This window comes from Streptomyces montanisoli (assembly GCF_017813245.1).
In the GTDB taxonomy this organism is placed as follows: Bacteria; Actinomycetota; Actinomycetes; order Streptomycetales; family Streptomycetaceae; genus Streptomyces; species Streptomyces montanisoli.
In genome coordinates, this window is sequence record NZ_JAGIQL010000061.1 from 1 (window position 1) to 14,134 (window position 14,134).

General features: G+C 72.4%; 14 protein-coding genes. 5 read left to right on the forward strand and 9 right to left on the reverse strand.

The annotated features are described in order from the left end of the window. Window positions 1-346 precede the first annotated feature (346 nt). The 5 genes from JFN87_RS16465 to JFN87_RS16485 all read right to left on the reverse strand — a co-directional run bounded on the left by JFN87_RS16465 (window position 347) and on the right by JFN87_RS16485 (window position 5,686). Window positions 347-1,615 (reverse strand): ferritin-like domain-containing protein, encoded by a 1,269-nt coding sequence (locus tag JFN87_RS16465; protein ID WP_307865481.1) that lies wholly within the window; start codon window positions 1,613-1,615, stop codon window positions 347-349. Beyond that, on the reverse strand, window positions 1,612-2,466 hold the full coding sequence (locus JFN87_RS16470; protein WP_209340829.1) for a phosphate/phosphite/phosphonate ABC transporter substrate-binding protein: 855 nt from the start codon (window positions 2,464-2,466) through the stop codon (window positions 1,612-1,614). The genes JFN87_RS16465 and JFN87_RS16470 overlap by 4 nt, the downstream gene beginning before the upstream one ends. After that, window positions 2,463-3,623 carry an acyl-CoA dehydrogenase family protein gene (locus tag JFN87_RS16475; RefSeq protein WP_209340830.1) on the reverse strand — a complete coding sequence of 387 codons (1,161 nt, stop codon included), beginning with the start codon at window positions 3,621-3,623 and terminating at the stop codon, window positions 2,463-2,465. Before JFN87_RS16475 ends, JFN87_RS16470 begins: the two co-directional genes overlap by 4 nt. 194 nt (window positions 3,624-3,817) lie before the next feature. Further along, a complete protein-coding gene (locus JFN87_RS16480; RefSeq protein WP_209340831.1) occupies window positions 3,818-4,063 on the reverse strand; it encodes a DUF6243 family protein in 246 nt (81 codons plus the stop codon). A 240-nt stretch (window positions 4,064-4,303) separates the two neighbouring features. Next, entirely contained in the window at window positions 4,304-5,686 is a 1,383-nt protein-coding gene (locus tag JFN87_RS16485; RefSeq protein WP_209340832.1) for a glycine--tRNA ligase, read from the reverse strand. 141 nt (window positions 5,687-5,827) lie between these two features. Here JFN87_RS16485 and JFN87_RS16490 point away from each other — a divergent pair, with 141 nt between their 5' ends. Continuing rightward, complete coding sequence (locus tag JFN87_RS16490) at window positions 5,828-6,247, forward strand: Fur family transcriptional regulator (RefSeq protein ID WP_209340833.1); 420 nt, start codon at window positions 5,828-5,830, stop codon at window positions 6,245-6,247. Between the two features lie 57 nt (window positions 6,248-6,304). On the opposite strand, the gene JFN87_RS16495 is transcribed toward JFN87_RS16490, so the two are convergent. After that, window positions 6,305-7,126, reverse strand: a complete 822-nt coding sequence (locus JFN87_RS16495) for an isoprenyl transferase (RefSeq protein WP_209340834.1) — start codon at window positions 7,124-7,126, stop codon at window positions 6,305-6,307. Between the two features lie 216 nt (window positions 7,127-7,342). Between JFN87_RS16495 and JFN87_RS16500 the strand changes: the two genes are divergently transcribed. Continuing rightward, window positions 7,343-8,308 (forward strand): ketopantoate reductase family protein, encoded by a 966-nt coding sequence (locus tag JFN87_RS16500; protein ID WP_209340835.1) that lies wholly within the window; start codon window positions 7,343-7,345, stop codon window positions 8,306-8,308. Beyond that, on the forward strand, window positions 8,305-9,393 hold the full coding sequence (locus JFN87_RS16505; protein ID WP_209340836.1) for an enolase C-terminal domain-like protein: 1,089 nt from the start codon (window positions 8,305-8,307) through the stop codon (window positions 9,391-9,393). The genes JFN87_RS16500 and JFN87_RS16505 overlap by 4 nt, the downstream gene beginning before the upstream one ends. A 62-nt stretch (window positions 9,394-9,455) precedes the next feature. Here JFN87_RS16505 and recO read toward each other — a convergent pair whose 3' ends face one another. Next, entirely contained in the window at window positions 9,456-10,256 is an 801-nt protein-coding gene (gene recO, locus JFN87_RS16510; protein WP_209340837.1) for a DNA repair protein RecO, read from the reverse strand. A gap of 113 nt (window positions 10,257-10,369) precedes the next feature. Here recO and JFN87_RS16515 point away from each other — a divergent pair, with 113 nt between their 5' ends. Continuing rightward, on the forward strand, window positions 10,370-10,654 hold the full coding sequence (locus JFN87_RS16515; RefSeq protein ID WP_209340838.1) for a hypothetical protein: 285 nt from the start codon (window positions 10,370-10,372) through the stop codon (window positions 10,652-10,654). After that, complete coding sequence (locus JFN87_RS16520; protein ID WP_209340839.1) at window positions 10,651-11,049, forward strand: PIN domain-containing protein; 399 nt, start codon at window positions 10,651-10,653, stop codon at window positions 11,047-11,049. Before JFN87_RS16515 ends, JFN87_RS16520 begins: the two co-directional genes overlap by 4 nt. Window positions 11,050-11,263: 214 nt before the next feature. On the opposite strand, the gene JFN87_RS16525 is transcribed toward JFN87_RS16520, so the two are convergent. Both JFN87_RS16525 and leuA read right to left on the reverse strand, forming a co-directional pair. Next, a complete protein-coding gene (locus JFN87_RS16525) occupies window positions 11,264-11,974 on the reverse strand; it encodes a tellurite resistance TerB family protein (protein WP_245179981.1) in 711 nt (236 codons plus the stop codon). Window positions 11,975-12,189: 215 nt separating this feature from the next. Further along, a complete protein-coding gene (gene leuA / locus JFN87_RS16530) occupies window positions 12,190-13,938 on the reverse strand; it encodes a 2-isopropylmalate synthase (protein ID WP_209340841.1) in 1,749 nt (582 codons plus the stop codon). Window positions 13,939-14,134 lie beyond the last annotated feature (196 nt).

A 14,134-nucleotide genomic window follows, 5' to 3' on the forward strand; every position in this document is an offset into this window, starting at 1 on the left:
GTCGCCGCGCCGGTACGTGCGCGGACCGCCGTGCGGCGCGCGGGCACCGGAGGCCGCCGGGCAGGCGCGTCAACGCATCAGACGCGCCCGCCCAGGGCCGCGGAGGGCCGTGCGGTGCGCGGCCTCCTGCGAGGGCGACGAGGCGCCAGGGACCGTGGGCGGCTCACGCCCGGCCCCCTTCCGGCCCGTACGACCCGCGAGCGCAGGTCCGCCGCATCGCCCGCCGGCGCCTGGCCGGGGGCCGTGCGCGCCCGTACCGGTGCCCGGGCCGCCGGGCAAGGGACGTCACCGCGTCGGGCGCGCCCGGGGAACACGGCGGCCCGGCGCGGCCCCAACGCGCCTGTCGCTACATGAAGTTGCGCGTGTGCAGTGCCGACAGGGCCGCCGCCTCGTCGTCGGGGAAGCCCAGGCGCGACAGCCGGTGGCGGCGTCCCTCGTCCATCTCCGCCTGCAACCGCCCGACCGCCCGCCAGCCGCGGCCGATGGCCGCCGGGTCCCAGGATCCGGCGGCCAGCAGGACCAGCGCGTCGAACACGTCACGGTTCAGGCCCGCCGTGTCGACCAGCGCGTCGTGCCTGCGCTCCACGGCTCCACGCAGCCGCCCGCGCAGCCCAGGGTCCACGCCCGCGCGGTGTTCGAGGTGGCCGAGGCCGAACGCGACGTGCCGGGCCTCGTCCTGCCGGACCAGGTGGCTGATCCTGCGCGTCACCGGGTCGGGCGCGTGCCGCTCCAGGAAGGCGAGGAGGTTGAGGAAGCTGCCCTCGCCGAGCACGGAGAGCAGGAACGACGCGATCGAGAAGTCCGGCTCGCGCAGCAGCGTCGCCAGCGACGCCCGGCCGCCCACCGACGACGTGCCCATCGAGCCGCCCTTCAGCAGCGCACGTCGTGTGAAGACCTCCACGTGCCTGGCCTCGTCGGCCGCCTGCACGGCGAGGAGCTGCAGGACCTCGCGGAAGTGCGGGTGCACCTGGGCGAGCAGCCGCCCCGGCACGACCAGGGCCGCCTGCTCGTTCTCCACCAGGTACGTCATGACCTGGACGACCGCAGCCTCCACGCCGTCCGGGAGGCTGAACGGCTCGTCCCAGTCCACGGCCGTCAGCGGGTCCCACTGCCCGGCCGCCGCCTGGCGGTACAGCCGTGGCGCGAGGTCGTACCAGGCGGTGTCCCGGTCGGTGACCATGAACGGCACCTCCGGGCCGCCCGCCTCCACCAGCGCGCCTCGTGCCGCGAGTCCCCAGTGCAGCGGCGCGCGCTCGCTGACCTGCCCGGCCAGCGGGTTCCCGGCACGCTCCGCGCCCTGGGCGCGGGCCGAGCCTGCCGCGCCGCACACCACGTACGAGCGGACCGTGGCGTCGCCCGGCGGCGCCTGCTCAACGGTGTGGCCCTCCCGCCTGCACCAGACGGCCAGGTGTGCGGCGAGTGCCGGATCAGTGCCGGTGACGGCCACCCTGCGGCCCGGCGGCAGCCGGTCGAGCGCCCGGCGCAGCAGCAGGTGCGCGCCCTGGTCGAAGCCGAGCCCCGCCAGCTCCACGAGGGGCGTACCGGGCGGTGTGCTGCCGTCCGGTACGGGCGGGGCGGCGCCATCCGCCCCGGGAGGGGCGCCGCCGTCCGTCACGGCAGGTAGCCGGCCGCCGTGATCCGGCCCTGCTCGTCGTAGAACCCCGTCTCGTCCACCGCGGCGGTGAGCGCCGCGTAGCCGCTCTCCCGGCCGGGCAGCCACCGCGTGAGCCCCTCCAGGTCGAGGAGGCGGCGCACCTCCGGGTCCGCCCCGGACATGGCGAGCAGCAGCGCGGTGAGGCGCTCGCCGTGTTCCGGGGCGAGGGACGGGCCGGCGGCAAGGACGCAGTGGTCGTAGGGGTCGGTGCGGGTCAGCAGCCGGGTGGCGCCCGGCGGCAGGGTTCCCTCCTGGCCGAACAGCAGATGGTTCGCGTCGATCATGCAGGCGGCCGCCGCCTCGCCGGCCATCAGCGCGCGGGCCGCGTCCCGCTCGCCGCCGATGTGGTCGCCGTGCAGGCCCACCCCGGTCTCGTGGCCGCGTACGGCGAAGTCGGTGCCGGGTTCGAGGCCGAGTCCCCTGAGGTGGTGCAGCGGCAGCAGAGTGCCCTGCGGCGAGTCGACCGCGCCGACGGCGACGGTGCGGCCCTTCAGGTCGGGGACGCCGGCGAGAGGGCCGTCGGCCCTGACGACGACCACGGACGTCAGGTCGCGGTCGGTGTCGCGCATGACGAGCGGCCGTACGGCCACGCCCGCCGCGTCCGCGAGACGCCGGGCGCGCAGCCAGGCCAGTGGCGAGTGCCAGGCGACGTCGATCCTGCCTCGCACGAGGTCCTCGGCCTGCCGCTCGTAGTGGGAGTGGAGCACGAAGTCGAACGGCAGGTCGTGGCGGCGCAGCCAGGCGCGGAACCCGGTCCAGATGGTGACGACCTTGGGGTCGTAGGCGACGGCGCCCAGCAGCACGCCACTCATCGGGCGTCCCCGAACAGCGGCAGGCCGAGCCCGGCGCGGCCGCAGAAGTCGTGCAGGGCCTCGGTGGTCGGGGCCATCACCCGGGCCGCGAGCGCGTCCCTGAACCGCCGCTCCACGCCCAGATCGCGGCGGAAGGCTGCGCCGCCGCACAGCCGCATCGCGCCGTCGGCGACCTCGGCGGCGGTCTCCGCCGCGAGCGCCTTGACCTGGAGGACGCGCAACTGCGCCTCGGGGCTGCCGTCCGCGAGCGCGGTGAGCGTGGCGTCGAGGAAGGACCGTGCGGCGTCGGCGCGCAGCCGCAGCCGCGCGTACTCCTGCCGGGGGACGGGCTGTTCGGCGAGGGTCCGGCCGAGGTGCTCGAGCCGTGCGCCGGTCAGGTGCCGTGCCGTCAGGTCGAGCAGCGCCTCCGTCACGCCGAGGGAGAAGGCCGCGCTGAGCACGAGGAAGCAGGGCAGTACGAGGCCGAGTGCCGTGTCCAGGCCCTGCCCGTCGGCGCCGAGCATCGCGGTCTCGGCGACGGAGACGCCCTTGCCCGTGACGGGGCTCGACGCGTTGCCGCGCAGTCCGAAGCCGTCGTAGTCGCCGCGCACGTCCAGGCCCGCGCTGCCGGCCTCGACCAGCCACAGCGACATGACGCCGTCCGCGCGCAGCGGCTTGCTCGACCAGACGTAGCTGTCGGCCTCGCCCGCCGAGGTGACCCACGACTTCTCCGCGTCCAGGCGCACCGCGCCCGGCCCGTCGGGGGTCGCGGTGGACGCGGGGGCCCAGAAGTGGCTGCGCGAGCCGCGCTCCGAGAAGGCGAGCGTGGACAGGTGGTTGCCCTCGGCGATGTCCCGCCGCGCGTCGAGCGGCCCGTGGCGGTCCACCACGGTCGTCGCCGCGTAGTGCATGAGCAGGACCATGGCAGTGGAGCCGCAGGTGCCGGCGAGCCGCTCCACCACGCCGGCGGCCTGCCGCAGGTCGCCGCCGGCCCCGCCGTGCTCCGGGGAGCTGAGCAGGCCGAGCAGCCCGGCCTCCGCGAGGGCGCGCACTCCCTCGCGCGGGAACCGGCCACTGCGGTCGATCTCCTCGGCGAGCGGCCCGGCCGTGTCGCGCAGCACCGCCTCGAACCTCTCGTCCTTCGCGGGCGCGGACGGTACCTCTGGGGACGGGCTCATGGGGGCGGCTCCCTCTCGGATGGGCCGGCGGTGCCGGTCCGACGGGGGCCCACCCAACCAGTCCACTCGGCGCGGCGGAGGGAGCGCACGCCGCTCACCGGAAAGAAATGATGATCGAACCGGCGTGTGTGCGCGGCGAGTTGGGAACGGCTCCGTCCCGCCCGGGCGCGACGCCCGGACGGGACGGATCCCGCTCAGTCCTGAGCGGTGGTGTCTTCCTGCGCGGAGCCGGAACCGGAACCGGAACCGGAGCCCTGCGCGCCCGCGTCGTCCTGCGTGGTCGCGGCGGTGCGCTCGCGCATCCTGCGCAGCAGCTCCTGCTTCTGGTCGGCGGCCGCCTTGCGGTCGGTCGCGCTCGGCGCGGTGCCCTGCTGCTGGGCACGGGTCAGCTTCCTGCGCTGGCCGCCCACGCCGAGCAGGTTGTTACGGCTCTTGGACACGGGGTCTCCCGAAATGTGTGCTGTTCTGCCGATGTGGTCGCGAGGGGGCGGCGCGTGGCCGCCGCGGACTCACTCGTAGTGCTGGAAGAACATTCCCGTGATGCGCATGCTGCGACGCTAGCAGCGCCACCGCCATAAGCCCCACCCATTTTCCGGCGGGCGCCTCCCCCGTGCCCCGAATACGCCGCAGGGCCCGCTCCCGGGTGGGGACGGGCCCTGCGGCTCAAACGGCCTGCGGCGTCAGCAGCCGAGGAGGCGGCCGCCGAGGTACGTCTGGATCTGGTCGAGGGAGACGCGCTCCTGCGCCATCGAGTCGCGCTCGCGCACGGTGACCGCGTTGTCGTCCAGCGTGTCGAAGTCGACGGTGACGCAGAACGGCGTGCCGATCTCGTCCTGGCGGCGGTAGCGGCGGCCGATGGCGCCCGCGTCGTCGAACTCGATGTTCCAGTTGCGCCGCAGGTCCTCCGCGAGGCCCTTGGCCTTCGGCGAGAGCTGCGGGTTGCGGGACAGCGGCAGGACGGCGACCTTGACCGGCGCGAGGCGCGGGTCGAGGCGCATCACGGTGCGCTTCTCCATGACGCCCTTCGCGTTCGGCGCCTCGTCCTCGTTGAACGCGTCCAGCATGAAGGCGAGCATGCCGCGCCCGACGCCCGCGGCCGGCTCGATGACGTAAGGCGTCCAGCGCTCGCCGGCCTCCTGGTCGAAGTACGACAGGTCGTGGCCCGAACCCTTCGCGTGCGCGGACAGGTCGAAGTCCGTGCGGTTCGCGACGCCCTCCAGCTCGCCCCACTCGCCGCCGCCGAACTGGAAGCGGTACTCGATGTCCGCCGTACGCTTCGAGTAGTGGGAGAGCTTCTCCGCCGGGTGCTCGAACCAGCGCATGTTCTCCTCGCGCATGCCGAGGCCCGTGTACCAGTTCCAGCGCTGCTCGAGCCAGTACTCGTGCCACTTCTCGTCCTCGCCCGGCTTGACGAAGAACTCCATCTCCATCTGCTCGAACTCGCGGGTGCGGAAGATGAAGTTGCCGGGCGTGATCTCGTTGCGGAACGACTTGCCGATCTGCGCGATGCCGAACGGGGGCTTCTTCCGCGACGTCTGCTGGACCTGCGCGAAATTGGTGAAGATGCCCTGCGCGGTCTCGGGCCGCAGGTACGCGACGGAGCCGGAGTCCTGCGTCGGGCCGAGGTGCGTGGTCAGCAGGCCGGAGAACTGCTTGGGCTCGGTGAAGGTGCCCTTGTTGCCGCAGTTGGGGCAGTTCAGGTCGGCGAGGCCGTTCGCGGGAGCCTTGCCGTGCTTCTCCTCGTACGCCTCTTCGAGGTGGTCGGCGCGGAAGCGCTTGTGGCAGTACGTGCACTCGGTGAGCGGGTCCGTGAAGGTCTCCACGTGCCCGGACGCCTGCCAGACCTCCGTGGCCAGGATCACCGAGGAGTCAAGGCCGACGACATCCTCGCGCGAGGTGACCATGGCGCGCCACCACTGGCGCTTGAGGTTCTCCTTCAGCTCGACCCCGAGCGGCCCGTAGTCCCAGGCGGCGCGCTGGCCACCGTAGATCTCACTGGACGGGTAGACGAAGCCACGGCGCTTGCTGAGGTTGACGATGCTGTCGATCTTGTCGGCGGCCACGGTGCTCTCTTCATTACGATGACGGCGAACGGCGAATACCTCAGATTAGCGGCGGCCTCACCCCCCGGATCAAATCGGTGGCGGCTGGCAGAATGGAGTCAGCCGTGAACCCAGCATCCCGAGGACGCCGAGGAGGCACCTGTGACGACCGCGCACAGTGACGGACCCCCCGTACGCGGCAGGTCCACCCGCCAGCGTGCGGCGGTGGCGTCGGCGCTGGACGAGGTCGAGGAGTTCCGCAGCGCGCAGGAACTGCACGACATGCTCAAGCACCGGGGCGACTCCGTCGGCCTGACCACCGTCTACCGCACGCTGCAGTCCCTCGCCGACGCGGGCGAGGTCGACGTGCTGCGCACGACGGAGGGCGAGTCCGTCTACCGGCGCTGCGAGAGCGACACGCACCACCACCACCTGGTGTGCCGGGTGTGCGGGGCGGCGGTGGAGGTCGAGGGTCCTGCCGTCGAGCAGTGGGCACAGGCGGTGGCGGCGCAGCACGGGTACGTGGGTGTGGCGCACACGCTGGAGATCTTCGGCACGTGCGCGGACTGCGCCGGGAAGTAGCGGGAAGCGGCACGGCGGCGGCCCGCCCCGCGTCGGCGTCCCGAGCGCCCGCCCCCGTCAGCCGGCCGCGGGGGTGCCGTCCGACTGGTTGGGCAGCGCGCCGCCGAAGCGGCGGTCACGCTGCGCGTACTCCAGGCAGGCCCGCCACAGGTCACGGCGGTCGAAGTCGGGCCACAGCACGTCCTGGAACACCATCTCGGCGTAACTGCTCTGCCAGATCAGGTAGTTGGACGTGCGCTGCTCGCCGCTCGGGCGCAGGAAGAGGTCCACGTCCGGCATGTCCGGGTAGTACAGGTACTTGGCGAAGGTCTTCTCGTTGACCTTGGACGGGTCGAGCCTGCCGGCGGCCACGTCGCGGGCGATCGCCTGCGCCGCGTCCGCGATCTCCGCGCGCCCGCCGTAGTTGACGCAGAAGTACAGGGTCATCGCGTCGTTGCGTACGGTCTGCTCCTGGGCGACCTGGAGCTCCTGCACCACCGACTTCCACATCTTCGGCATGCGGCCGACCCAGCGGATGCGGATGCCGAGCTCGTCCATCTCGTCGCGGCGGCGGCGGATCACGTCGCGGTTGAAGTTCATCAGGAACCGCACCTCGTCGGGCGTGCGCTTCCAGTTCTCCGTGGAGAAGGCGTACAGCGACAGGTTCTTCACGCCCATGTCGATGCATCCCTTGAGGACGTCCATCACGACGCCCTCCCCCACCTTGTGGCCCTCGGTGCGCGGCAGTCCGCGCTCCTTCGCCCAGCGGCCGTTGCCGTCCATGACCACCGCGACGTGCTTGGGCACCAGCTCGCCGGGGATCTTCGGCGGCACGGCGCCCGAGGGGTGCGGCTCCGGTGACTTGTACTCGCGGCGGGAGCGCCCCATGAGTCGTGCCATGTCCGGTGCTCTCCTGACTTCCCGACGTCGTCTGTCCGCCCTGAACCGCTTCGGCCTGGGGCCTCGACAGGGTATTCCGCCGCGGGGGACGCATGCCAACCCGAGGCATTCCGGGTCGGCCGTTCAAAAAAACTGGCGCACACAGGCGGCGGCAAGCTGGACAGACGAAAATCGGCCTCCATATATTTGTACGCACGTTCATCTATGGGAGGCTCCATGCGTATCGCGGTGATGGGCACCGGCGGTGTCGGCGGCTACTTCGGCGGCCGGCTCGCCGCGGCGGGACACGACGTGCTCTTCGTGGCCAGGGGCCGCCAGCTCGACGCCCTGCGTGCCGGCGGCCTGCGCGTGCTGAGCCCGCTGGGGGACGTGCACATCCCCGAGGTCCAGGCCACCGACGATCCGTCGGGGCACGCACCCGCCGACTTCGTGCTGTTCGGCGTCAAGCTGTGGGACACCGCGTCGGCGGCGGAGCTCGTCAAGCCGCTGCTCGGTCCTGACACCGCCGTCGCGTCGTTCCAGAACGGCGTCGTCAAGGACGACATCCTGCGCGACGTGCTCGGCGCCGAGCACGTCGTGGGAGGCGTGACCTACATCGCCGCCACCATCGCCGAGCCCGGCGTCATCCGCCACTCCGGTGCCATGCAGAAGCTGGTCTTCGGCGAGTACGACGGCACCTCGTCCCCGCGCGTCCTGGCCTTCCGCGACGCGTGCGTGGACGCCGGCATCGACGTCGAGGTGAGCGAGCGGATCGAGCGGGCCGTCTGGGAGAAGTTCGTCTTCCTCGTCGGCCTCTCCGGCACCACCACGCTCGCGCGCTCCCCCATCGGCCCGATCCGCGCCAATCCGCGCTCGCGCGCGTTCCTGCACGGCGTGATGGACGAGGTCGTCCAGGTCGCGCGGGCACAGGGGGTGGGGCTGCCGGCGGACTACGCGGACGACCGCATGGCCTTCGTCGACACCGTGCCCGAGGGCATGACGTCGTCGATGCACCACGACATCGAGCGCGGCAACCGCCTGGAGGTCGGCTGGCTCAGCGGTGACGTGGTCGATCGGGGCGCCAAGCACTCCGTCCCCACGCCGAACAACCGCGCGATCGCCGACATGCTCTCCGTGCACGCCGGGGGCCACGCCGCACAGGGCGAGAACAACGCCGACCGGACCGGGGGCCGCACGGCGTGAACGGGCCGGCCGTACGCTCCGTCGAGGCGACCCCGGTCCTGCTGCCGATGCGCAGGCCGCTCGGCACCAGCGTCAGCAGCATCGGCGAGGCCCCGATGGTGCTCATCGACCTCCACACCGACGAGGGCGTCACGGGCCGCTCGTACCTGTTCTGCTACGCCGAGGCGCTCGCCCACGCGGTGGTGACGCTGGTGCGGGACGCGGGCGCCCGGCTGGCCGGCGACCCGGCCGAGCCCGCCGCCTGCCGGCGGACGCTGTCCTCCCACTTCAAGCTGGTGGGCGTGCGCGGGCCTGTCGCGTCCGTCCTCGCCGGCGTGGACGCGGCGTGCTGGGACGCGCTGGCGCAGGCCGCGGGGCTGCCGCTGGCACGGCTGCTCGGCGCCGCGCCGCGTCCCGTGCCCGCCTACAACAGCAACGGTTTGGGGCTCCTGCCGCCGCAGGCCGTGGCGGACGAGGCGCTGGAACTGGCCGCCGAGGGCTTCTCGGCCGTCAAGATGCGGCTCGGCCGGCCCTCGGCGCGCGACGACCTCGCCGCCGTCCGCGCGGTGCGCGGCGCCCTGCCGGAACACGTCGCCGTGATGGCCGACTTCAACCAGGCCCTGTCGCTCGCGGACGCCCAGGACCGCTGCCGGGCCCTGGACGACGAGGGGCTGTACTGGATCGAGGAGCCAGTGCGCCACGACGACTACGAGGGGGCGGCCCGGCTCGCGGCGGCGCTGCGCACACCCGTCCAGGCCGGTGAGAACCTCGCCGGGCCCCGCGCGATGGCCCACTCGCTGCGGCTCGGCGCGAGTGACTACGTGATGCCCGACCTCGATCGCATCGGCGGCGTCAGCGGGTGGCGCGACGCGGCGGCGCTCGCCGACGTGTCCGGCGTGCCGATGTCGTCCCACCTGTATCCGGAGGTGAGCGCCCAACTGCTGGCGGCCACGCCGACGGCCCACTGGCTCGAGTACGTCGACTGGGCCGCGCCCGTGCTCGAAACGCCCCTGCGGATCGCCGAGGGGTGCGCGCTGCCGTCCGAGGCCCCGGGCAGCGGCCTGCGCTGGGACGCCGGCGCGGTGGCGCACCACAGAATGGACTGAGGCGCCGCGGATCGAGCCGCGAACCCGCGCCGCGGACGCGCCGGCCGCCTACGGCTCGCCTTTCAGGCCCGGCCCGTCGCGTCACGCGCGGCGCCGCCCGTGGCGCTCCGGCCGTGGCCCGTCTCCACGTACCTGAGGGAGCGCAGCCCGCGCTCCAGGTGCCAGTGCAGGTAGGCGGAGACCAGCCCGCTGCCCTCCCTGACATGGCGCGCCTCGCACGCGTCGGCGGTGGGCCAGTCGCCCGTCAGCAGGGCGCTGAGCAGGGCCACGGCCTCGGACGACGGCACGACGCTGCCGGGGACCCGGCAGTCGCGGCAGACGATCCCGCCCGAGGCGACGGAGAAGAACCTGTTGGGGCCGTCGAGGCCGCACTTCGCGCAGTTCTCGAAGCTGGGCGCGTACCCGTTGACGGCGAGCGAGCGCAGCAGGAACGCGTCGAGGATCAGGTTCGGCGCGTGCTCGCCGCGTGCCAGGGTGCGCAGGGCGCCGACCAGCAGCAGGTACTGCTGCACCGCGGGCTCGCCCTCGTGGTCGGTGAACCGCTCGGCCGTCTCCAGCATGGCCGTGCCGGCCGTGTACCTGGCGTAGTCGGTGACGATGCCGCCGCCGTAGGGGGCGATCGTCTCGCTCTGGGTGCACAGCGGCAGCCCGCGGCCGATCAGCTCGCTGCCGCGCGCGAAGAACTGCACGTCGACGTGGGAGAACGGTTCGAGCCGCGCCCCGAACTTCGACTTCGTGCGCCGCACCCCGCGCGCGACGGCGCGCACGCGGCCGTGCCCGCGGGTCAGGAGCGTGATGATGCGGTCGGCCTCACCGAGCTTCTGGGTCCGCAGCACGACACCGTCGTCCCGGAACAGACTCATGCCGCCCATTGTCCCGTACACGGATGGCGCGCGGGCACGGTCCAGGTCGCGCGAGTGCCGCCCACCCGCCGCGCTCCGGCCGCCGAACGCCATAGGGTTGCTATGATGCCTCTATGGCATCGACGACGATTCAGGTGACGCGGGAGACCCGGGATCACCTCGCAGAGCTCGCGAAGGAGCAGGGAAAGACCATCGGTCAGTTGGTGGAGGCGCTGGCAGCCAGCCGGCCCACCGCCGCGCAGAGCGCCGAGCGTCTCGCTGCCGATCGCGAGGCAGTCCGCGGCGTGATCGGTGTGGCATTGGACGACGAGGAGTTCGAACAGGCCCCCGACGTCCTCGGCAACATCTACCGGATCGCGGCCGAAAAGGTACGTGCCGCCAGGAGCGACGTCGCGTGATCATCCTGGACACGGGCGCGGTCGCAGCCCTCGCCACGGGGCACAAAACCCTCAGCCTCCTGGCGGGCAACATGGCGCTGTCCCCGGGCGAGCAGTTGTGCGTACCCGCCCTGTGCCTCATGAGGGCCGAGGCCGACGACGAGGGCGCCGGACGCCGGATCCTCGCCTTCTCGTCCGTGGCCGTCGATCCGCTGAACCTGTCCGCGTCCCTCAGCGTCGGTACGATGATCCGTGATGGCTACGGTGGCCCCGACACGTGCCACGCTCTCTTCTGTGCCTTGCCCAGGGCGGAGTTCACCGGCATGTCGATTCTGCTCACAGAAACCGAGGCCGCATATCCGCCCGGTGTCGTGACGGTCGACATCAACTCGCCGGGCATGCTCGGCTTCCACTAGCCGAGTGCGATCGCGCCCCGGCCCGGAGACGGTTGTGGCGCCGGGTGGGCGCACGCCAGGCCGGGGCATGCCGGCCACGGCCCGTTTCGGCGATTCCGGCAGCGCGCGGAAGCGCGCCGTGGGGTCCAGGGCGCATCGCACGCGTCACGCAGGCCTACGGTTCCGGCCGGCACGGTCAGCGCGGTCATTGCGCGTGCTGGGCCAGTCCGGCGCGTCAGGACGGCGTGCGCGATGCGGCCGCCAGCAGGCCCCTCGTCACCTCGGGCGCGAGCTGCAGCGCGCCGCCGACCGTCGCGAGCACCTCGCGCTCCGCCGGGCTGTACGCGCCGTCCGCGAGCGCGATCCGCGCGGCACCCAGCACGATCGACTCGCGGCCCGCGGCCGCCAGATGCGGCGCGAGCGGTTCGAGCGCCTCGTGCAGTTCGATGGCGAGCGCCGCGCCGCACGGGCCGGGGTCGACGATGTACCGGCCGGTGTCCGCGGCGAGCGCGTCGACGAGCTCGGTCAGCTGTTCCTCCGTGCAGTCGTCGAAGCCGGCCTCCCTGACCGTGACGACCGCGGTCTCCCGCACCGGCCGCGAGTCCGTGCCGCCGGCGGCGAGCACGGCGAGCGCGACCGTGTGCACGGCGTCGCGCAGCATCGCGGAGAACCGCGCGGTGGTCGGGTGGTCGAGGACGTCCATCGCGAACCGGGCGCGGCAGGCCGCGCATTCCACGACGGGGCCCGCGCTGCCGCGCGCCACCAGGGGCACGCCGAGAAGCGTGAAGCGGCGACGTCCTGTGCGGCGGCGGTAGTTGCGGTCGCCCCCGCAGTCGGGGCAGAAGAACTCCCCGTCGCCCACGGTCGACCATGAGGTGCGCACGCCGTAGAGGCGCGGTTTCCGGCCGCTGGATCCTTGAGCTCGCAGCACGTCGCGCACCTCCATAACGGTTCGGCATCCTCGCCGTGGACGTGATGTTAGCCACATCCCCGTAACTACGTCAGTACCCCGTCACCAGTTCACCAGACATGGCCGAACCCCGCCCACCGGAGCCGGTGCGCGGGGTTCGGGAAACCCTCAGGTCAGGGGTGCTGCCAGGGGGTGAGAAGCCGATCACTCTCGGCCAAGTCACCCTCGGTGATCACCCGCGGACGGCGTGATCACCGCGCCGCGCGGTTGACCGCGGACACCACGGCCTTCAGCGACGCGCGCGTGGTGTTCGCGTCGATGCCGATGCCCCACAGCACCTTGCCGTCGATCGCGCACTCGATGTACGACGCGGCCTGCGCGCGTGCGCCCTCGCTGAGCGTGTGCTCCTGGTAGTCCAGCAGGCGCGCGTCCACGCCGACGGCCGCCAGGGCCTCGAAGAACGCCGAGATCGGGCCGTTGCCCGTGCCCGTCAGCTCGTGCTCCTCGCCGTCCACCACGGCCTGGACGGTGAGGGTGTCGCGGCCCTCCGTGTCGGCCGTCGTCTGGCCGGACTTGAGCTGGACGCGGCCCCAGGCGTTGTCCGGGTTGGGCAGGTACTCGTCCTGGAAGACGTTCCAGATCTCGGCCGGGGTGACCTCGCCGCCCTCGGCGTCGGTCTTCGCCTGGATGATCCTCGAGAACTCGATCTGCATGCGCCGCGGCAGGTCCAGGTGGTGGTCGTTCTTCAGGACGTACGCGACGCCGCCCTTGCCGGACTGCGAGTTGACGCGGATGACCGCCTCGTACGACCGGCCGACGTCCTTCGGGTCGATCGGCAGGTACGGCACGTTCCACTGGATCTCGTCCACGGTGACGCCCTGCGCGGCCGCGTCGGCCTCCAGCGCGTCGAACCCCTTCTTGATGGCGTCCTGGTGGGAGCCGGAGAAGGACGTGTAGACCAGGTCGCCCGCGTAGGGGTGGCGCGGGTGGATCTCCATCTGGTTGCAGTACTCGCTGGTGCGGCGCACCTCGTCGATCCCGGAGAAGTCGATCTGCGGGTCGACGCCCTGCGAGAACAGGTTCATGCCCAGCGTCACCAGGTCGACGTTGCCGGTGCGCTCGCCCTGCCCGAACAGGCATCCCTCGATGCGGTCGGCGCCCGCCATGATGGCCAGTTCGGCGGCGGCGACGGCGGTGCCGCGGTCGTTGTGCGGGTGCACCGACAGGCACACGTACGGACGGCGGGACAGGTTGCGCGACATCCACTCGAACCGGTCCGCGTGCGTGGACGGCGTGGAACGCTCCACCGTGGCGGGCAGGTTGAGGATGATCTCGCGGCCCTCCTCGGGCTGCCAGACGTCCATGACCGCCTCGCAGACCTCCAGCGCGAAGTCCAGCTCGGTGTCGGTGAAGATCTCCGGGCTGTACTGGTAGCCGAAGGTGGTCTCGGGGCCGAGGATCTTCTCCGCGTACTCCATCACCAGCCGGGTGCCGTCGACGGCGATCTGCTTGATCTGGTCCTTCGTGCCACCGAACACGACCCGGCGGAACGTGGGCGCGGTCGCGTTGTACAGGTGGACGGTGGCGCGGTGGGCGCCGCGCAGCGACTCGACGGTCCGCTCGATCAGCTCCTCGCGCGCCTGCGTCAGGACGGAGATCGTCACGTCGTCGGGGATGGCGTCGGGATCCTCGATGATCGACCGTACGAAGTTGAAGTCGGTCTCGCCCGAGGCGGGGAAGCCGACCTCGATCTCCTTGTATCCCATGCGGACCAGCAGGTCGAACATCTCGCGCTTGCGTGCCGGCGACATCGGGTCGATCAGGGCCTGGTTGCCGTCGCGCAGGTCGGTGGAGAGCCAGCGGGGCGCGACGGTGATCCGGTTGTTCGGCCACGTGCGGTCGGGGATGTCGACGGCGTCGTACGGGCCGTACTTGTGGATCGGCATCCCGGACGGCTTCTGCGTGTGCGTCGCATTGGTGTTCGGCGTGGGCTGGGACATCTGCGTGGGCTCCTCGGGAATCCGCGGGTGACTGTGCCGGGTGGCTGTGTCGGTCGACGGGGCGGGGTGATCACCGCAACACCGAACTCCGCGGGAAGGGGGCCGACCTACGACAACAGACCCTCACCGCGGCAGCTAAGGAGAAGCAGCCCGTAACGCATGATGCGGGCACTGTATCCCAGAGGGGCGCGTGACG